17 protein-coding genes are annotated in these 17,900 nt (G+C 72.1%); 10 read left to right on the forward strand and 7 right to left on the reverse strand.

Annotation, left to right across the window (positions count from 1 at the left end; translation table 11 throughout):
* Window positions 1-31: 31 nt before the first annotated feature.
* Window positions 32-448, reverse strand: a complete 417-nt coding sequence (gene tnpA, locus AC3IYI_RS14190; RefSeq protein ID WP_489410523.1) for an IS200/IS605 family transposase — start codon at window positions 446-448, stop codon at window positions 32-34.
* Window positions 449-473: 25 nt separating this feature from the next.
* On the opposite strand from tnpA, the gene AC3IYI_RS14195 reads away from it, so the two are divergent.
* The 6 genes from AC3IYI_RS14195 (at window position 474) to AC3IYI_RS14220 (ending at window position 7,604) form a co-directional block, all read left to right on the forward strand.
* Complete coding sequence (locus tag AC3IYI_RS14195) at window positions 474-1,634, forward strand: RNA-guided endonuclease InsQ/TnpB family protein (RefSeq protein ID WP_489410524.1); 1,161 nt, start codon at window positions 474-476, stop codon at window positions 1,632-1,634.
* A gap of 139 nt (window positions 1,635-1,773) precedes the next feature.
* The gene (locus AC3IYI_RS14200; protein WP_489410525.1) at window positions 1,774-2,187 is read left to right on the forward strand and encodes a GNAT family N-acetyltransferase; all 414 of its coding nucleotides are present in this window, start codon (window positions 1,774-1,776) and stop codon (window positions 2,185-2,187) included.
* A gap of 90 nt (window positions 2,188-2,277) precedes the next feature.
* Complete coding sequence (locus AC3IYI_RS14205) at window positions 2,278-3,534, forward strand: S8 family peptidase (protein WP_489410526.1); 1,257 nt, start codon at window positions 2,278-2,280, stop codon at window positions 3,532-3,534.
* A gap of 311 nt (window positions 3,535-3,845) precedes the next feature.
* Window positions 3,846-5,138, forward strand: coding sequence for a hypothetical protein (locus AC3IYI_RS14210; protein ID WP_489410527.1), 1,293 nt, complete (start codon window positions 3,846-3,848; stop codon window positions 5,136-5,138).
* Between the two features lie 158 nt (window positions 5,139-5,296).
* The gene (locus AC3IYI_RS14215) at window positions 5,297-6,316 is read left to right on the forward strand and encodes a WxL protein peptidoglycan domain-containing protein (RefSeq protein ID WP_489410528.1); all 1,020 of its coding nucleotides are present in this window, start codon (window positions 5,297-5,299) and stop codon (window positions 6,314-6,316) included.
* Window positions 6,317-6,389: 73 nt separating this feature from the next.
* Window positions 6,390-7,604 (forward strand): hypothetical protein, encoded by a 1,215-nt coding sequence (locus tag AC3IYI_RS14220; RefSeq protein ID WP_489410529.1) that lies wholly within the window; start codon window positions 6,390-6,392, stop codon window positions 7,602-7,604.
* A 108-nt stretch (window positions 7,605-7,712) separates the two neighbouring features.
* Here AC3IYI_RS14220 and AC3IYI_RS14225 read toward each other — a convergent pair whose 3' ends face one another.
* From AC3IYI_RS14225 to iolC, 4 genes are read right to left on the reverse strand one after another with little or no spacing between them, the layout of a single operon-like run.
* The gene (locus tag AC3IYI_RS14225) at window positions 7,713-9,212 is read right to left on the reverse strand and encodes a CoA-acylating methylmalonate-semialdehyde dehydrogenase (RefSeq protein ID WP_489410530.1); all 1,500 of its coding nucleotides are present in this window, start codon (window positions 9,210-9,212) and stop codon (window positions 7,713-7,715) included.
* A gap of 11 nt (window positions 9,213-9,223) precedes the next feature.
* Window positions 9,224-11,110 carry a 3D-(3,5/4)-trihydroxycyclohexane-1,2-dione acylhydrolase (decyclizing) gene (iolD, locus tag AC3IYI_RS14230; RefSeq protein ID WP_489410531.1) on the reverse strand — a complete coding sequence of 629 codons (1,887 nt, stop codon included), beginning with the start codon at window positions 11,108-11,110 and terminating at the stop codon, window positions 9,224-9,226.
* Window positions 11,107-11,985 (reverse strand): 5-deoxy-glucuronate isomerase, encoded by an 879-nt coding sequence (iolB, locus tag AC3IYI_RS14235; RefSeq protein ID WP_489411532.1) that lies wholly within the window; start codon window positions 11,983-11,985, stop codon window positions 11,107-11,109. The genes iolD and iolB overlap by 4 nt, the downstream gene beginning before the upstream one ends.
* A 7-nt stretch (window positions 11,986-11,992) precedes the next feature.
* Window positions 11,993-12,967: a 5-dehydro-2-deoxygluconokinase gene (gene iolC, locus AC3IYI_RS14240; protein WP_489410532.1), complete on the reverse strand. Its 975-nt coding sequence runs from the start codon at window positions 12,965-12,967 to the stop codon at window positions 11,993-11,995.
* A 66-nt stretch (window positions 12,968-13,033) separates the two neighbouring features.
* On the opposite strand from iolC, the gene AC3IYI_RS14245 reads away from it, so the two are divergent.
* Both AC3IYI_RS14245 and AC3IYI_RS14250 read left to right on the forward strand, forming a co-directional pair.
* Entirely contained in the window at window positions 13,034-13,948 is a 915-nt protein-coding gene (locus tag AC3IYI_RS14245; RefSeq protein WP_489410533.1) for a sugar phosphate isomerase/epimerase family protein, read from the forward strand.
* Window positions 13,949-13,991: 43 nt separating this feature from the next.
* Entirely contained in the window at window positions 13,992-15,005 is a 1,014-nt protein-coding gene (locus AC3IYI_RS14250) for a Gfo/Idh/MocA family protein (RefSeq protein WP_489410534.1), read from the forward strand.
* On the opposite strand, the gene AC3IYI_RS14255 is transcribed toward AC3IYI_RS14250, so the two are convergent.
* Entirely contained in the window at window positions 14,996-15,205 is a 210-nt protein-coding gene (locus AC3IYI_RS14255) for a hypothetical protein (protein ID WP_489411921.1), read from the reverse strand. The two genes, AC3IYI_RS14250 and AC3IYI_RS14255, sit on opposite strands and share 10 nt — an antisense overlap.
* Between AC3IYI_RS14255 and AC3IYI_RS14260 the strand changes: the two genes are divergently transcribed.
* Together AC3IYI_RS14260 and AC3IYI_RS14265 are read left to right on the forward strand one after the other, a co-directional pair.
* Entirely contained in the window at window positions 15,119-15,397 is a 279-nt protein-coding gene (locus tag AC3IYI_RS14260; protein ID WP_489411533.1) for a hypothetical protein, read from the forward strand. The two genes, AC3IYI_RS14255 and AC3IYI_RS14260, sit on opposite strands and share 87 nt — an antisense overlap.
* Window positions 15,394-15,594: a helix-turn-helix transcriptional regulator gene (locus tag AC3IYI_RS14265; RefSeq protein ID WP_030297784.1), complete on the forward strand. Its 201-nt coding sequence runs from the start codon at window positions 15,394-15,396 to the stop codon at window positions 15,592-15,594. Before AC3IYI_RS14260 ends, AC3IYI_RS14265 begins: the two co-directional genes overlap by 4 nt.
* A gap of 45 nt (window positions 15,595-15,639) precedes the next feature.
* Here AC3IYI_RS14265 and AC3IYI_RS14270 read toward each other — a convergent pair whose 3' ends face one another.
* Window positions 15,640-17,886 (reverse strand): MMPL family transporter, encoded by a 2,247-nt coding sequence (locus tag AC3IYI_RS14270; protein WP_489410535.1) that lies wholly within the window; start codon window positions 17,884-17,886, stop codon window positions 15,640-15,642.
* Window positions 17,887-17,900: the final 14 nt, after the last annotated feature.

The following is a 17,900-nucleotide window of genomic DNA, read 5'->3' on the forward strand; positions in this document are numbered from 1 at the left end:
AGATCGCTTCGCTCCTGTCGTGAGGGTCAGTTCATGCGGGCCGGTTCTGCTGCTCGATGTACTGACGGACGATTGAGAGCGGGGCTCCGCCGACTGATCCGGCGAAGTAGGAGCCGGACCAGAGTCTTTGTGCCCGCCAGTAGTGGCGGATGAGTTCGGGGTATTCCTGACGGAGTCTGCGTGAGCTGACGCCCTTCAGGCTGTTGACCAGTTTGGAGATGGCCACCTTGGGCGGGAAGTTCACGAGGAGGTGTACGTGGTTGTTCTCGCCGTTGAACTCGACCAGCTCGCATTCGAAGTCGGCACAGACGTCCCGCATGATCTGTTGCATGCGTCGGAGGTGGGCGTCGGTGAAGACTTTGTGCCGGTACTTGGTCACGAAAACCAAGTGGGTGTGCATGAGAAACGCACAATGTCTACCAGTGCGGATGTTCGTGTAGTCACTCATAAACCAAGTATGTATGGTGATCGGCATGAAGCTCAGGTACCAGTTCCGTGCGTACCCGAGCGTCCCGCAGAGAATCGAACTTGCGAGGGCGTTCGGATGCGCCCGTGTCGTGTGGAACGACGCGTTGCGCATCCGTCAGGACGCCTACAAGAAGGATGGTTCGTCTCCCTCGATCGTGGGCTTGGCCAAGCAGCTCATCACCGAGGCCAAGAAAACGGAGGAGAGGGCATGGCTGGCCGACGTGTCGGCGGTCCTGCTCCAGTCCTCCCTGCGGGATCTCCAGACGGCCTACAGCAACTTCATCTCGTCGAAGAACGGTACCCGTAAGGGCCCGAAGATGGGGCCGCCGCGTTTCAAGAAGAAGACCAGCCGTCAGTCCGTGAGGTTCACCAAAGCCGCCCGCTTCTCCATCACCAGCGGGGGAAGGCTCCGTCTCCCCAAGATCGGTGATGTGGAAGTCCGCTGGTCAAGGCAGCTTCCCCCTGATCCGTCGTCCGTGACGATGATCAAGGATTCGGCCGGACGGTACTTCGTATCGTTCGTCGTCGAAGTCGAGGAGAAGCTGCTCCCCGAGCTGGACGTGGAGGACACGGATACCGGCATCGATCTGGGTCTGTCCACGTATGCGGTTCTGCGGGGCCGAAAGGTCAACACGCCGAAGTTCTTCCGCCGTCAGGAGAAGAAGCTCCGGCGTGCCCAGCGCAAGCTTTCCCGCTGTGAGAATGGCTCCAGCAACCGGCACAAAGCCAAGCTGGCCGTAGCGAAGACCCATGCACGCGTCGCTGACCAGCGACGCGATTTCATCGAGCAGGAAACCACCCGCATCACGCGCGAGAGCCAAGCCGTGTACGTGGAAGACCTGAACGTGAAGGCCATGGGCCACCGCAAGGGCAAGCGAGCCAAGTCCGTACACGATCAAGCCCTGGGGCAGTTCACTCGCACCTTGGAAGCCAAGTGCGCCCGCTACGGACGGACGTTCGTGAAGGTGTCCCGGTGGTTCCCCAGCACCCAACTGTGCTCCGCTCCCGGATGCGGCGCCCTCACCGGCCCCAGAGGACTCGAAGGGCTCAAGATCCGCCGCTGGACATGCGACTGCGGAGCCGTGCACGACCGGGACGAAAACGCTGAGACCAATCTCCGACGTGAAGGACGACGCATCGTGGCCGAGGGACTCCCGGACACGTAAAATGCCTGCGGAGCCTGTGCAAGACCCGGCATGCCGGGCAACGGGTGATGAAACAGGAACCACCTACGACCACCGCTCAACAGCGGCGGCCCAGTGGGAATCTCCCCCGTTTACCGGGGAGAGAGTCAAGGTCGCCGCCATGGACATCCGCCCCGCCCGCACCGTCGCCGAACTCCACGCCGCGGAAGCCCTCCTCGACGGGCCCGCCCGCGCGGACTGGTCAGAGCGGTTCCTCTCCGCCCCGGGACACCTGATGCTGATCGCCTACGTGGACGGCGCGCCCGTCGGCATGGTCTCCGGCATCGAGATGATCCACCCCGACAAGGGCACCGAGATGTGCCTCTACGAGCTCTCCGTCGACGAGGCCCACCGCCGGCGCGGCCTCGGCCGGGCCCTGACCGAGGCGCTCGCCGTCGAGGCCGAGTCGCGCGGCTGCTACGGCATGTGGGTGGGCGTCGACACCGACAACGAGGCCGCGCTGGCCACGTACGGGGCGGCTGGCGCCCGTGACGAGGGCGTCTTCAGGATGCTCGGCTGGCCCTTCGCCCGGTAGCCCCCCCAGCGCCCCCTGGGGCGGCGTGTCGTGGGGCCAGTCGGCGCACCCTCCGCGCGGGCGGCCCGTGGCTCGCCGAGCATCGGCGGCATGACCGCATTCACCGCGCTGCTCCCGGCCGCCGCCCTGCTGGCGGTGGCCACCGCCCTGCCGCCGTACGCCGCCACCGGCTCAGCCGCCACCGACGCCGCCCCCACCTCCGCCTACGTCGTCGTCCTCAAGGACACCACCACCCGCGCCGCCGCGGCCGCCACCGCCCGCGCCCTCGCCGCCGAGGCCGAGGCCGTCGGCGACCGCGTCGAGACCGTCTACGACACCGCCCTGAGCGGCTTCGCCGTCCGTACCACCGCCGCCCGCGCCGCCGAACTCGCCGCCGATCCCCGCGTTGCCTCCGTGGAGCCCGACACGGTCTTCCGGATCGACGACGACACTCCACTCGGCGACACCCCTCTCGGCGACGCCGTCGCCCCCGCCGCTCCCCTCGTCCAGACCCCCGCGCCCTGGGCCCTGGACCGGCTCGACCAGAGCGAGTTGCCCCTCGACGGCTCGTACACGTACCCGGCCAAGGCCGAGGGAATCACCGCGTACATCGTGGACACCGGGATCAACACCCTGCACCAGGAGTTCGGCGGCCGGGCCCGCTGGGGCGCCAACGCGGTGTTCATGGAAGGCGCCACGGACTGCAACGGCCACGGCACGCACGTCGCCGGGACCGTCGGCGGAGCCGCCTACGGGGTGGCGAAGGGGGTTTCGCTCGTCGCCGTGAAGGTGGCGGACTGCCGAGGGGACGCGACCTTGTCGGCCATCACGCGCGGCATCGACTGGATGGTGAGGGACGCCCTCAAGTCGCCGGCCACCCCGGCCGTGGCCAACATGAGCCTGGGCGGCGGCCGCAGCTTCGCCCTCGACCGGGCGGTGACGCGGGCCGTCGCGTCCGGGATCACCTTCGCCGTGGCGGCGGGCAACTCCGGCGAGGACGCCTGCACCGGCTCCCCCGGCGGCGTCCCGCAGGCGCTCACCGTGGGCGCGACGGACGCAACGGACCGGCGGCCCGCCTTCTCCAACCACGGCGCCTGCGTGGACCTCTCCGCCCCCGGCGTGGCCGTCACCTCCGCCTGGAAGGGCTCCACCACGGCCCTCGCCCGCGCCTCCGGCACCTCGATGGCGGCCCCGCACGTGGCGGGCGCCGCCGCGCTGGTGCTGGCTCGGGGGCTGGCGGCCGGCGGTCCGCGCCAGACGCCCGCACAGGTGGCCGAAACCCTCGTACGGGACTCCGTGCGGGACCGGATCACCGCCCTGCCGGCCGGGACACCGAACCTGTTGCTGCACGTCCCGACCGGTCGGTAGTCCGTACGGGGTCCTCCGCCGGCGGCGCCTGCCCCGCCCCCGGCGGACCCCGGCCGGACCAGCGCGAAAGCCCGGTCCGACCGGCCCGTCCGGAACCCCACCCGCCCCACCCGCGCGGGCCACCGGCCAACGGGTATCCACCCCTCCGCTCCACCCGGCCTGATGGCACATCAATTTCTGTGTGCTTCGGGCGAAAGCAAGTCATTGACTTCTTAATCCCGCGACGCGTCAATGTCGGCCACCGCACCGGCTCGACCTCCCCCACACAGCGGGTGGGGGGAGGGTTCGTATGACGAAGGAGTCGCGACCCAGTGAGTACAACGTTTCGACGAAGAGTTCTGGCCGGGGCTGGCGCTCTGTCCCTGGCCCTGACGGGCGCCGTGGTGGGTCTGTCGGGCACCGCGCAGGCCGCGACCAAGACGACGCCCGTCCCGATGGACTGCGTCGCGCCCGCGCCGCAGCCGGGTGGTTCGGGCACTCAGAACTACACGATCACGCTGCCCGACGGCGCCAAGGCCGGCGACGTGGTCCCGGTCTCCATCGACCCGGGTCCGAGCCCGGTCGTCCCCAGCTTCTCGGTGACGACCACGAACGTCTCCAAGATCACCCTCAAGGTCGGGTCGACCCTCCAGACGGTCGTCAGCCCGCCCGAGACCGTCGACGTGGTTGCCGGTACGCCGCTCGACCCCTCCGGTTTCTCCGGCACCATCAAGATCCCGGACGGCTCCGAGGGCACCACGGTGCAGGTTGCCCTGGACCTGGCGGTGACCGACGCGAGCCTCATGGGCTCGGTCTTCACCACCACCTGTACCCCGAACCCGCGCCCGAGCGCCTCGCTCGGCTCGGTGGTCGTGGAAGCCCTGCCCAAGGACCCGATCACCACCAAGCTGACGCCCAACAGCGGCGAGGCGGGCACCGCGGTCGTCGTCACGGGCGCCAACTTCCCGGCGGGCCCGGTCACCTGCTCCGCGCTCAAGAACGGTACGGCCACGGGTGACACGGGTGCCGGCACGGCCACCGCGGCCGGCGTCGCGACCTGCAACATCACGGTCAACCTGCCCGCCGACGCGATCAAGATCGACGGCTCGATCCTCCCGTACAAGGGCTACATCTTCATCGTTCCGCAGCCCGGCGTGCAGAACCCGGTCGACGTCGAGGTCCTGCCCGGCCCGCTGGCCATCGGCCCGCAGGCGGGCAACCCCGCCGTCAGCTTCGGTTCGGTCACCATCAACGGCAAGTCCCAGTCGGTCGTCGGCCAGTTCACCGCGATGGCCGTCCAGGACTTCCGCGGCGGGACCCTCGGCTGGGACGTCTCGGCGACCCGGACGCCGTTCCTGAACTCGGTCACCGGCCACTCCATGGCCACGGCGCAGATCGGCATCCAGCCGACCTGCAAGGTGACCAACCCGGCCAGCCCGAGCGTATGCACCACCGGTACGCCCGGTGCGATCTCCGACGTCCCGATGAAGGTCGCCTCGGCGGCCGCGGGCGGCGAAGACCTGACCGGTGGCGAGTTCGAGATCGGCGGAGCCGGAATGATCCAGCTCCCGCCGTTCATGTTCGCGGACAGCTACCAGTCGGTCGTCACCTTCTCGATCGCCTGACCCGTACGACCCCGCTCCACCCGGGTGGTGCGGCGCTCCGGCGCCGCACCACCCTTCCGCGCACCACCCTTCCGCGCACCACCCTTCCGCGCACCACCCCTCGACCAGGGACCCCCAACCTCACACCCTCCCCGTCCGGCCCGACTGGAGAACCGCCCATGCGCACCCGCACCCTCCTCCTCGGCCTGCTCCTCGGCCTCGCCGCCCTGCTGCTCCCGGCCCTCCCCGCGACGGCCGCAGACAACGGCACCTGGGGCGTCTTCCCGACGCCCGCGGCCGGTGCGGCGATGACCGACCGCGCGTACTTCTTCCACCAGGGCGAGGCCGGCACCACCATCAGCGACAGCGCGACGATCGTGAACTCCTCCGACAAGGAGCTGACGTTCCAGATATTCGCCACCGACGCCGTCAACACCCCGGTGGGCGGCGGCTTCGCGCTGCTGCCGGTGGAGACGAAGCCCAAGGACGTGGGCACGTGGGTCGCGCTGCCTCCCGAGACCAGGACCACGGTCACCGTGCCGCCCAAGGGCCGCAAGGACTTCCCGTTCTCCGTGAAGGTTCCGGCGGACGCGACGCCCGGTGACCACGTGGGCGGGATCGTCGCCCTCAACACCGCCGTGGAGGGCATCCAGCAGGAGGGCAAGGTCCAGGTCGGGGTGAAGCGCCAGGTCGGCGCCCGCCTGTACTTCCGGGTCCCGGGGCCGGTGACCCCCGGGCTGAGCGTGGAGGACGTGAAGATCAGCCGGGCGGCGCCGCTGCTGCCCTGGGTCAAGGACGCCCGCGCCACGATCACGTACTCCCTGGTCAACCGGGGCAACGTGGTCGTCGAGCCGAAGGTGACCGTCTCCGCCGAGGGGCTGTTCGGCCGCCGGGTGCTCGACCGGCCGGCCCGCGAGCTGAAGCTCGTCCTGCTGCCGGGCCAGCGGATCGAGCTGACCGAGGAGTGGGCGGACGCACCCCAGTCCGACTGGGTCACCGTCGACATCACGGCCGGCGCCTCGGCCTACCCCGACCTCGTCTCCTCCTCCGCCACGGAGTTCCTCGCCGTGCCGTGGCCCGCACTCGGCGCCCTGCTGGTCCTGGCCGGCGCCACCGTCGGCGCCCGGGTACTGCGCCGGCGCCGCCGGGCCGCCGCCGAACAGCCGGAACCGGTACCGGACTTGGCCGAAGTGCGCTGATCGGCAAAGGTGTCCCCCAGGGGACGGCATTCGGCCATCCCCGGTCAGGGGCAGGCGCCGGGAGGCACCACACATGGCACGACAGCACGGCGAAGCGGAGCCCGGCCGGCCCGCGCACGGAACCGTCCCCGCAGGCCGGCCCGCGGATCCCGCCGACGCGGGGATCGGGCTGCTGGCCCTCGTCGAGCGGACGCTGGGCACCGGCACCGCGGTGTACGTCCCGGCGGACGGCTGGATCCGGCTCACGCTCCCGCTCGACGACGGCGGTCCGGCCCCGGTCACGGTGGACGTGGTCGCGGACACCCGGCGGACCCCGCACGGGATCGCGTACCTCCTGCCGGGCGGGGGGCTGAACTTCGGCTCCGCGTTCTTCACCCCGTCCGACCTGAACCTCGCCCACCGGCTGCACCGCGAGGGCCTCCTCGTCGTCGGCGTCACCCCGCGCGAGGACGCCGCGACCGCGCAGGACATCGGCCCCCACTGGGGGCTCGCCGCGCACCGCCGGGATCTGGCCGCGGTCGTGGAGGCGCTGGACGGGGCGCTCGGGCTGCCGTACCAGTACGTCGGCCACTCCGCCGGGGCCCTGCTCGCCCTGGACGCGGCCGCGCACGACGACTCGCCCCGCCTGACCCGAGTGGTGGCCCTGGACACGACCGGCCCCTACTCCGGCGACCTGGCCGTGCGGGCGGCCCAGACCCGGGACGCGTACGAGGCCCTGCTCGCGGGGGGCTCGTACGCGACGGACCCGGGCCTGGCGGCGCTGGTCGAGCGGGCCGTCACCCACCCGGCGGGCCCCTCGGAGGTCCCCTGGCCCCCGGACCCGGCACTCCGCTTCACCAATGCCGGGCTCGCCCACTTCGCGCTGGTCCGCACGTCCCTGCTGCCCGGCCCGGCGAACTGGATCCACACCCAGGGCCACGCCGCGGGCTCGTACGCCTTCGGGGCCACCCCGGCCGAGGACCGCTTCGGCCTCACCCACACCCCGCTCGCCACCTGGCACGAGGCCTCCGCGGCCCTGGGCAGCGGGCTGGTCCCGACCGCCCTGGCCCGGGACCTGGCCGCGGTCTGGGCGGGCGACGAGAAGACGTACGCGATCGACTGGGAGCGGATCTCCGCCGAAGTGGTGTGGATCAACACCGAGCTGGGCCGCGGCGACCACACGCGCGGCCCCCGGCTGATCCGGGCGGGCGGCAACCGGCGGGTCCGCTTCACCGTCGTCCCGGGCTACGGGCACGGCGACCCCGTCTGGTCGCAGACGGCGGCGGCCGACGTCTGGTCGCTGTTCTGAGCGCGGCCGGGAAGGCCCGGCCGGAAACGGGCTCGCCCCCCGCGGTGAGGGTTGCGGGGGGCGAGCAGTCTTACGGGGCGTGCGAGGGCTGCCGCCGGAGCCTGGCGGTCAGTGGTTCCGCGGGAACCCGAGGTCCACGCCGGCGGGGGCGTCCGACGGGTCGGGCCAGCGGGTCGTGACGACCTTGCCCCGGGTGTAGAACTGGATGCCGTCGTTGCCGTAGATGTGCAGGTCGCCGAAGAGCGAGTCCTTCCAGCCACCGAAGGAGTGGTAGCCCACCGGCACCGGGATCGGCACGTTGACGCCGACCATGCCCGCCTCGATCTCCAGCTGGAAGCGCCGGGCGGCGCCGCCGTCGCGGGTGAAGATGGCGGTGCCGTTGCCGAACGGCGAGGCGTTCATGAGCGCCACGCCCTCCTCGTAGGTCTCGACGCGCAGCACGCACAGCACCGGACCGAAGATCTCGTCGCGGTAGGCGTCGGAGTCGGTCTTGACGTTGTCCAGCAGCGAGAGGCCGATCCAGTGGCCGTTCTCGTTGCCCTCCACCGTGTAGCCGGTGCCGTCCAGGACCACGTCGGCGCCCTGCGCGGCCGCGCCCGTCACGTACGAGGCGACCTTGTCGCGGTGGGCGGCGGTGATCAGCGGGCCCATCTCGGAGGTCGGGTCGTTGCCGGGGCCGATCTTGATCTTCTCGGCGCGCTCGCGGATCTTGTCCACGAGGGTGTCGGCGATGGAGCCGACGGCCACGACGGCGGAGATCGCCATGCAGCGCTCGCCGGCCGAACCGTAGGCGGCCGAGACCGCCGCGTCGGCGGCGGCGTCGAGGTCGGCGTCCGGCAGCACCAGCATGTGGTTCTTGGCGCCGCCCAGGGCCTGTACGCGCTTGCCGTTGGCGGAGGCGGTGGTGTGGATGTGGCGGGCGATCGGGGTCGAGCCCACGAAGGACACGGCCGCGACGTCGGGGTGCGAGAGGAGCGCGTCGACGGCGACCTTGTCACCGTGGACCACGTTCAGCACGCCCGCCGGCAGACCGGCCTGGCTCGCCAGCTGCGCCAGCAGCGTGGAGGCCGAGGGGTCCTTCTCGCTCGGCTTGAGGATGAAGGTGTTGCCGCAGGCCACGGCCAGCGGGAACATCCACATCGGCACCATCGCCGGGAAGTTGAACGGGGTGATGCCCGCGACCACGCCGATCGGCTGGCGGATCGAGGAGACGTCCACGCGGCTGGACACCGAGGTGGACAGCTCACCCTTGAGCTGCACGGTGATGCCGCAGGCCAGCTCGACGATCTCCAGGCCGCGGGCGACCTCGCCCAGCGCGTCGGAGTGCACCTTGCCGTGCTCGGCGACGATCAGCTCGGCGATCGCGTCGCGGTTGGCGTCCAGCAGGGCGCGGTAGGCGAACAGCACCTTGGTGCGGGCGGCCAGCGAGGACTGCCCCCAGGACAGGAACGCCTCCTTGGCGACCTGTACGGCCGCGTCGACCTCGTCGGCGGACGCGAGGGCGACCTGCGTGGTGACCTCGCCGGTGGCCGGGTCGGTGACCGGGCCGTAGTTGCCCGACGCGCCCTCGACGGTCTTGCCACCGATCCAGTGGTTGACGGTCTTCATGCCTAACTCCTTCACAGATGGCGACGTCGCTGCGCGGCTTGCCGGTCGTACTCTTCTCGGGCTTCCACCGCCGACGTACGGGTCGCGGTCTCGGCCACAGGTACATCCCACCACGCCTGTGCGGGGGGTGGGCCCGACACAGTGTCGGGTGTTCGGGTCTGCGTGTAGACACATGCGGGACGGTCCGCCGCCCGCGCCTCGGCGAGGGCTTTGCGCAGGTCACCGAGGGTGCGGGCGCGGATGACGGCCATCCCGAGGGAGGCCGCGTTGGCCGCCAGGTCCAGCGGCAGGGGCGCACCGCTGTACGAACCGTCCACCGCCCGGAAGCGGTAGGCGGTACCGAACCCCTCGGCGCCCACCGCGTCCGAGAGCCCGCCGATCGAGGCGTATCCGTGGTTGTCGAGGATCACCAGCCTGACCGGGATCCCCTCCTGCACGGCGGTGACGATCTCGGTCGGGTTCATCAGGTACGTCCCGTCGCCGACCAGCGCCCACACCGGCCGGCCGGGGGCGGCCAGCGCGGTGCCGATCGCGGCGGGGATCTCGTAGCCCATGCAGGAGTACCCGTATTCGACGTGGTACTGGTCCGCGGAGCGGGCGCGCCACAGCTTGTGCAGGTCCCCGGGGAGCGAACCGGCGGCATTGATCAGGATGTCGTCACCGTCGACGAGGCCGTCCAGCAGGCCCAGCACCTGTGCCTGCGTCGGGACGGCGTCCTCGTCGGGAGCCGCGTACGCCTGGTCGACCAGCCGCTCCCACGCCCTCTTCCCTTCTTTGTACGCCGCCTCGTACGGGGGGTCCACCCGGTACCCGGCGACCTCGGCCCGGAGTTCCTCCAGGCCGGCCCGCGCATCGCAGACCAGGGGGCGGGCGGCGAGCTTGTGGGCGTCGTACGGGTCGAGGTTCAGCCCGAGGAACCGCACACCGGGGTCCTGGAACAGCGTCGCGGAGGCGGTGGTGAAATCGGTGAGCCGGGTCCCGGCGGCGATCACCAGATCGGCTTCGCGGGCCAGCGCGTCGGCGGTGGCAGTGCCGGTGTGCCCGATCCCGCCCACGTCGGCGGGGTGGTCCCACGGCAGGGCGCCCTTGCCCGCCTGGGTGGAGGCCACGGGGATCCCGGTGGCCTCGGCGAACTCCGCCAGCGCCGCCCCCGCCGCGCTGTGCCGGATCCCGCCGCCGGCGATGATCAGCGGCCGCGCGGAGCCCCGTACGGCGCGGGCGGCCGCCGCCAGCTCGGTTCGGTCGGGGCGGGGCCGGCGTACGCCCCACACCCGCTCGGCGAAGAACTCCTGCGGCCAGTCGTACGCCTCGGCCTGTACGTCCTGCGGCAGCGCGAGGGTGACGGCGCCGGTGCTCACGGGATCGGTGAGGACCCGTACGGCCTGCAGCGCGGCGGGGATCAGGGCTTCGGGACGGGTGACGCGGTCGAAGTGGCGGGAGACGGGGCGCAGGGTGTCGTTGACGGAGACGTCACCCGCATGGGGGACCTCCAGCTGCTGGAGGACGGGGTCGGCGGGCCGGGTCGCGAAGGCGTCACCGGGCAGCAGGAGCACCGGGATCCGGTTGATGGTGGCGAGGGCGGCCCCGGTGACGAGGTTGGTGGCGCCCGGCCCGATGGAGGTGGTGACGGCGTGCGCGGACAGCCGCCCGCTCTGGCGCGCGAACCCGACGGCGGCGTGCACCATGGCCTGCTCGCTCCGGCCCTGGAGGAACGGCATCTCCTCGCGGCCGGCCTCCAGCAGGGCCTGGCCGATCCCGGCGACGTTCCCGTGCCCGAAGATCCCCCAGGTGGCGGCGATCAGCCGCTGCCGGTGCCCGTCGCGCTCGGTGTACTGCCGGGAGAGGAAGCGGACGAGGGCCTGCGCGACGGTGAGCCGGACGGTCGGCGAGGTGCTCACGCGGGGTCCTCCGCTCGGTGGAAGGGCAGCCGGGGGTCGGTGTCCCGGCCGGTCCAGGTGGAACGGATCCACCCGTGGTCGGGGTGGTCCCGGATGAGCCACTCCCGGGTCGCGCCGGGTCCCGCCATGACGTTGAGGTAGTACATGTCGTGGCCGGGCGCGGCGATGGAGGGGCCGTGCCAGCCGTCCGGGATGAGGACCGCGTCACCGGTCCTCACCTCGGTGAGGATGTCGGTCTTCCCCGCCGGGGAGGGGCTGACACGCTGGTAGCCGAGGCCGGGCGTGTCCCCGTGCGGGGCGATCTCGTAGTAGTAGATCTCCTCCAGCCGGGATTCCACGCCGGGATGGTGCTCGTCGTGCTTGTGGGGCGGGTACGAGGACCAGTTGCCGCCGGGGGTGAGCACCTCCACGGCGATGAGCCGGTCGCAGTCGAAGACCCCGGCGGCGGCGAAGTTGTTGACCTGGCGGGAGCACTGCCCGGCTCCGCGCAGCTCTACGGGGACCCCGGCGGCGGCCCCGTACCGGGCGGGCAGGCGGCGCTCGCAGCGGGCGCCGACCAGCGCGAAGCGGCCGCCGCCGGCCGACCGGATCTCCGCGTGGCCGTCGCGGGGGAGGTAGGCGAAGTCGGTGGGGCCGCCGAACACCCCGGTCCGCCCGCGCAGTCGGAAAACCTGCGGTCCGCTCCCGGGGCTCCGCCCCGGACCCCGCTCCTCAAACGCCGGAGGGGCTGAATTTTCGCCGGCGCCAGCCGGCTCCGCGCAGCGGACCTCGCAGCCACCCGCCAGGGGGAGCACGATCCACTCCGACTCCCCGCACGCGTGCGCGTGCACCTCCCCCGGCCCGAGCTCGAGCACGCGCAGCCTCGTCCACTCCATCGCCCACTCAGACACCACCGGCACGGCCGAGCACCTCCTCCACTTCCCCGGCGAACGGCATCGCCGTCGAGCACGCCAGCCGCGAGGCCACGATCGCCCCGGCCGCGTTCGCGTAGCCGATCACCCGCTTCAACTCCCATCCCGCGAGCAGCCCGTGGCACAGGGCCCCGCCGAAGGCGTCCCCCGCGCCCAGCCCGTTGACGACCGTCACCGGTACCGGCGGGAGCTCCGCCACGGTCCCGTCGCGGTGGACGGCCAGGACCCCCGCCGGGCCCCGCTTCACGACCGCCAGCTCCACTCCGGCGCCGAGCAGGGCCCGCGCCGCCGCGTACGGCTCGGTCTCGCCGGTGGCGATCGCGCACTCCTCGGCGTTGCCCACGGCCACCGTGGCGAGGTACAGCGCCCGGCGGTACCACTCCCCCGGCCCGGCGGCCCCGCCCCCGGAGGGCCACAGCATGGGCCGCCAGTCCAGGTCGAACACCGTGAACGGGCTCCTCCCACGCGCCTCCAGCGCAGCCAGCGTGGCCGTCCGGCTCGGCTCCGCGCTGAGCCCCGTACCGGTCATCCAGAACACCCGCGCCGCCCGCACCGCGTCGAGGTCGAGCTCGTCCGCGGTGATCTCCAGGTCGGGCGCCTTCGGGTACCGGTAGAAGTACAGCGGGAAATCGTCCGGCGGGAAGATCTCGCAGAAGGTCACCGGCGTCGGATAGGCCGCCACCTCCCCGGCCCACCGGTCGTCCACGCCGAACCCGCGCAGCTCCGCCCGGAGATACGCGCCGAAGGGGTCCGCGCCGGTCCGGGTGATCACCGCCGTCCGCCGGCCCAGCCGGGCCGCCGCGACGGCGACGTTGGTCGGGGAACCGCCCAGGAACTTCCCGAAGGTGTCCGCCTCGCCGAGCGGTACGCCCGTCTTCAGGGGGTAGAGATCCACCCCGATCCGCCCCATCGTGATCAGGTCGAACGCCAACGGATCCGCAGCCATCACCACACCATTCCTCCCGACCGAGTGCTCCCCGTACCCAAGAGCCTCGCACCCTAAGGTGGCCGTATGACGTCCTCACCACCCGCGTTGACCCGTATCCGCGTCGGTTCGGCTCCGGACTCCTGGGGGGTCTGGTTCCCCGACGATCCCCGGCAGACCCCGTGGGAGCGGTTCCTCGACGAGGTCGCCGAAGCCGGGTACGAGTGGATCGAGCTCGGTCCCTACGGCTATCTCCCCACCGATCCCGTCCGGCTCGCCGACGAGGTCGGGGCGCGCGGCCTGCGGGTCTCCGCGGGAACGGTCTTCACCGGACTCCATCACGGGCCCGCCGTGTGGGAGGACACCTGGGAGCACGTGTCGCGGATCGCGGAGCTCACCCGGGCCATGGGCGCGGCGCACCTCGTCGTGATCCCGTCCTTCTGGCGGGACGACAAGACGGGCGAGGTGCTGGAGGACCGCACCCTCACCCCCGGGGCCTGGCGCGAACTGACCACGCAGACCGAGCGGCTGGGGAAGCGGGTCCAGGACGAGTACGGGCTGCGGATCGTCGTCCACCCGCACGCGGACACGCACATCGACACCCCCGAGAACGTGGCGCGCTTCCTCGACGCCACCGACCCGGCGCTGGTCTCCCTCTGCCTGGACACCGGGCACTACGCGTACTGCGGCGGCGACAGCGTCCGGGCGATCGAGACCTTCGGCGAGCGGATCGGCTACCTCCACCTCAAGCAGGTCGATCCGCGGATCCTCGCCGAAGTCGTCCGGGACCAGGTCCCCTTCGGGCCGGCCGTGGCCCGCGGCGTGATGTGCGAGCCGCCGGCCGGGGTGCCCGCGCTGGAACCGGTGCTGGCGGCCGCCGAGCGGCTCGGCGTGGACCTGTTCGCCATCGTGGAGCAGGACATGTACCCGTGCCCGCCCGACCAGCCGCTCCCGATCGCCCGCCGCACCCGCGCCCACCTGCGCTCCTGCGGCGCCCGCTGAACCGGATCCCCCGGCCGTACGAACCCTCGTGGAGGAACACAACATGACCAGCACGCTCGGCATCGCCGTCATCGGTACCGGGAAGATGGGCTCCGACCACGTCCGCCGTTTCGGCCGGACGGTCGGCGGGGCCCGGGTGGTGGCCGTGGCCGACCCGGACGGGGACCGGGTCAAGGAGGTCGCGGCCGGGCTGGAGGGGGCGAGCGCGCACACCGATCCGGCGGCCGCGATAGCGGCGCCCGGGGTGGACGCCGTACTGATCGCCTCGCCCGGGCCCGCCCATGAGGAAGCGATCCTGCACGCACTGGAGCGGCGGCTTCCGGTGCTCTGCGAGAAGCCGCTGACCCCCGATCCGGCGGGCGCCCTGCGGATCATGGAGGCGGAGGCGCGGCTGGGCCGTCGGCTCGTCCAGGTCGGCTTCATGCGGCGCTACGACGCCGAGTACGCGCGGCTCAAGGAGCTGCTCGACGCGGGCGGCATCGGGCGGCCGCTGTTCCTGCACTGCCGGCACCGCAACGCCGCCTCGCCGTCGTTCTTCACCAGCGACATGCTGATCAGCGATTCGGTGGTGCACGAGGTGGACGCGGCCCGCTGGCTGCTGGGCCAGGAGATCACCGCGGTGACCGTGCTCTCCCCGACGCCCGCCTCGGCCGCCCCCGAGGGGCTGCGCGATCCCCGGTTCGTCCTCATGGAGACCTCCGGAGGTGCCGTGGTCGACGTGGAGATCTTCGTCAACTGCGGCTTCGGCTACCAAGTGCAGTGCGAGGCGGTCGGCGAGTGGGGCACTGCCCGGATCGGCGACGGCCACGCGATGGTCGTCCAGTCGGCGGGCCGGTGGGGCGGGGAGATCGACCAGGACTTCACGGTGCGGTTCGCCGACGCCTACGACCGCCAGCTCCGCCGCTGGGTCGCCGCCGCCGCGCTGGGCCGGGTGGACGGTCCCGACGCGTGGGACGGCTACGCGGCTGCGGCCGTCTCCGAGGCGGGCCTCACCGCGGCACGCAGCGGCGTACGGACCCCGGTGGAGCTGGCCCAACGCCCGGCCCTCTACCGCTGATCCGCCCGACCGGCCGCGGGGCACACCCCTCGGCCGCGCTCCGGCTGCCCGTGGCGATCGGCGCCGCCGAGGCGGAGGTGGTGGGCGTCGGAGGAGTGGCCGTCGCACCCGACGTGCGGGGGCGCGGTCTGGCCCGGCTCGTCGTCGCGGCCGCACTCGACCACGCCTTCCGCCTGCTCCCCCTGTGCCACCCGTGTCACGGGGGTCGCCCTTGTGTCACGGGTGTCCGCAATACGCGGGTCTTCCGTCACAGGCGGACGACAGCCCCTCCCCTGGCCTCACCCTGCGTCGTTCCCCGGGCAGAACCGAGTGATCGTCAGTGTCCACGCGCCGGCTCCCCCGACGGCCTCCCGGCCGGCCCCGCGGCGTGGACAAGGAGGTGTCGAGGATGAGCGACCGACAGCTGTGGTCGTACAAGGAGATCGCCGCTCATATCCGGGTCCAGCCGGACACGGTGCGCTCCTACCGCAAGCACGGGCTGCTGCCCGCACCCGACCACGTGGAGGGCGGCAAGCCCTACTGGTACGCCGACACCATCCGCACCTGGGTGGCGCGCCGGCCGGGCAACCGCGGACGCCGCGAGGACTGACACGGCGTCCGGTCCAGGGACGGGACCCTCCAGGGGCCCCGTCCGCTAGCGGCTCCCGGCAGTCACCGCCTCGGGCTCGGCCCGCTCGGCGGCCGGCGCCGGCTCCCCCTCGCTCAGCCCGAAGCGTTCGTGCAGTCTGCGCAGCGGCGCAGGCGCCCACCAGGTGGCCTTCCCGGTCAGCTTCATCACCGCCGGCACCAGCAGGCTCCGCACGACCATCGCGTCCATCAGCACGGCCAGCGCGATCCCCAGGCCGAGCATCTTGGTGTTGGTCACCCGCGAGCTGCCGATGGCTACCATCACCACCGCCAGGATCACGGCCGCCGCGGTGATCAGTCCGCCCGTGCGGGTCAGCCCGGTGCGCACCGCCCCCTCGTGGTCTCCGGTCCGGTCGTACTCCTCCTTGATCCTGGATATGAGGAACACCCCGTAGTCCATGGAGAGTCCGAAGGCGATGCAGAACATCAGCACGGGCAGGGTGGTCTCGATGTCTCCGGTGGAGGTGAAGGAGAGCAGTCCGGAGAGGTGACCCTCCTGGAAGACCCACACCACCGCTCCGAACATCGCGGTCAGGCTCAGCGCGTTGAGCAGCACGGCCTGAACGGGTATCAGCAGGCTCCCGGTGAGCAGGAAGACCAGGAGCAGCGTGGCCAGCACCACGACGGCCAGGGCCAGGGGCAGTTCCTCGGCTATGGCGTCGCGGGCGTCGACGAGCACTGCGGCCTGTCCGGTCACGGCGGTGTCGAAGGGCGCGTCCACCGCTCTGACCAGGCCCACCAGGTTCTGGGCCTGCTCCCCCACCTCCTCGCCTTCGGTGAGCACCGAGAAGTAGGCGTATCCGGTGCCGGTGGTCGAACTCACCGGCCCTTCCACCCCCAGCACTCCGGGCAGGGCTGCCACCCGCCGCTCGTAGGCGTCGAGATCGGCGGCGCCGGAGGCTCCCTCGGTCAGTACGGTCAGTGCTCCGCCGGGGCTGCCGGGGAAGCCTTCGCGGATGTGCTGCTGCACGACGTGCGATTCGGCGGTCGCCGGCAGCTGCCGGTCGTCCACGGTGCCGAACTTCAATCCGAGGAAGGGCAGTCCGAGGAGCAGCAGGCCGGCGGTGGTGGCCACGGCGAACACCGGGGCGCGGCGCATGACCAGGTCCGTCAGCCGGGCCCAGCCCCGCCCGCCCCCGGCCCGGCCCGGGTCGCTCCCGGCCGGCCCGGCACGGCGCCACAGCCGGCGCAGGTCGAAGGAGTTGACCCGCTCACCCAGCAGCACCAGCGCTGCGGGCAGCAGGATCAGCGCGGCCGCCGCGGCGAGCAGGACCACCGCGACTCCGGCGTAGGCGAAGGAGCGCAGGAAGTACATCGGGAAGAAGAGCATGGCCGAGAGGGCGACGGCCACGGTCAGTGCCGAGAACAGGACCGTCCGCCCGGCGGTGCGCAGGGTGACTCCGACGGCCGCCACCGGGTCGCGCCCGGCGGCCAGCTCCTCGCGGAACCTCCGCACGATGAACAGGGCGTAGTCGACGGCGAGTCCGAGCCCGAGGGCGGTAGTCAGGTTCTGCGCGAAGACGGAGACGTCGGTGATCTCGGTGAGCCCGCGCAGCACGGCATTGGTTCCGATGATGGCGACGATGCCGACACCGAGGGGCAGCAGGGCCGCGACGGCGCTGCCGAAGACGAGGACGAGCAGGACGAGCGTCACGGGCAGGGCGATCAGCTCGGCGAGCAGCAGGTCCTCCTGGATGGTGGAGGTCACCTCGCGCTGGACGGCTGCCGGACCGCCGAGGGAGACCTTCACCGGTCCGTGCTCGCCGCGGTAGCTCGGGACGATCCGGTCCAGGACGGCATTGGCCGCCTTCTCGTCGCCCAGCACCCGGGCGGCTATCAGGGCCTGCCGGCCGTCCTTGGAGCGCAGGGTGGGCAGCCCGGTCCGCCAGTACGAACCCACGCCGGTCACCCCCTGCTCGGCTGCGAGCCGCACCGTCAGCCGCTCCGCCTCGGCGGCGACGGCGGGGTCGTCCACCCCGGCCGTCCCGGCGGCGGCTCCGGCGTCGACGAGCAGCAGCAGATTGGGCTGGGAGCCGGGGAACTCGCGCTCCAGCGCCTTGGTGGCATAGGTGGAGCGGGCAGCGGGATCCTCGAAGCCGCCGCTTCCGAGGCGGTCGGCGACGTCTCCGCCGGCGAAGACGGCCAGGGCCGTGACCACGAGGGCGAGCAGGAGCGAGAGCCTCGGCCGTGTGGTGACGAACCCGGTCCACCGGCCGCCCTCCCCAGGCGACGGCGGTTTCTTGATTTCGGACATGTCTCGGTGTCCCC

Source organism: Streptomyces sp. GL_148 (assembly GCF_057834205.1).

What these genes read in the sequence shown, in the direction of transcription:
- iolC (WP_489410532.1), bottom strand. Translation starts at nt 12,967, where the DNA reads ATGGCTGCGGATCCGTTGGCGTTCGACCTGATCACGATGGGGCGGATC.
- AC3IYI_RS14220 (WP_489410529.1), top strand. Translation starts at nt 6,390, where the DNA reads ATGGCACGACAGCACGGCGAAGCGGAGCCCGGCCGGCCCGCGCACGGA.
- AC3IYI_RS14265 (WP_030297784.1), top strand. Translation starts at nt 15,394, where the DNA reads ATGAGCGACCGACAGCTGTGGTCGTACAAGGAGATCGCCGCTCATATC.
- iolB (WP_489411532.1), bottom strand. Translation starts at nt 11,985, where the DNA reads ATGGAGTGGACGAGGCTGCGCGTGCTCGAGCTCGGGCCGGGGGAGGTG.
- AC3IYI_RS14250 (WP_489410534.1), top strand. Translation starts at nt 13,992, where the DNA reads ATGACCAGCACGCTCGGCATCGCCGTCATCGGTACCGGGAAGATGGGC.
- AC3IYI_RS14205 (WP_489410526.1), top strand. Translation starts at nt 2,278, where the DNA reads ATGACCGCATTCACCGCGCTGCTCCCGGCCGCCGCCCTGCTGGCGGTG.
- AC3IYI_RS14225 (WP_489410530.1), bottom strand. Translation starts at nt 9,212, where the DNA reads ATGAAGACCGTCAACCACTGGATCGGTGGCAAGACCGTCGAGGGCGCG.
- tnpA (WP_489410523.1), bottom strand. Translation starts at nt 448, where the DNA reads ATGAGTGACTACACGAACATCCGCACTGGTAGACATTGTGCGTTTCTC.
- AC3IYI_RS14200 (WP_489410525.1), top strand. Translation starts at nt 1,774, where the DNA reads ATGGACATCCGCCCCGCCCGCACCGTCGCCGAACTCCACGCCGCGGAA.
- AC3IYI_RS14270 (WP_489410535.1), bottom strand. Translation starts at nt 17,886, where the DNA reads ATGTCCGAAATCAAGAAACCGCCGTCGCCTGGGGAGGGCGGCCGGTGG.
- AC3IYI_RS14195 (WP_489410524.1), top strand. Translation starts at nt 474, where the DNA reads ATGAAGCTCAGGTACCAGTTCCGTGCGTACCCGAGCGTCCCGCAGAGA.
- AC3IYI_RS14245 (WP_489410533.1), top strand. Translation starts at nt 13,034, where the DNA reads ATGACGTCCTCACCACCCGCGTTGACCCGTATCCGCGTCGGTTCGGCT.
- AC3IYI_RS14215 (WP_489410528.1), top strand. Translation starts at nt 5,297, where the DNA reads ATGCGCACCCGCACCCTCCTCCTCGGCCTGCTCCTCGGCCTCGCCGCC.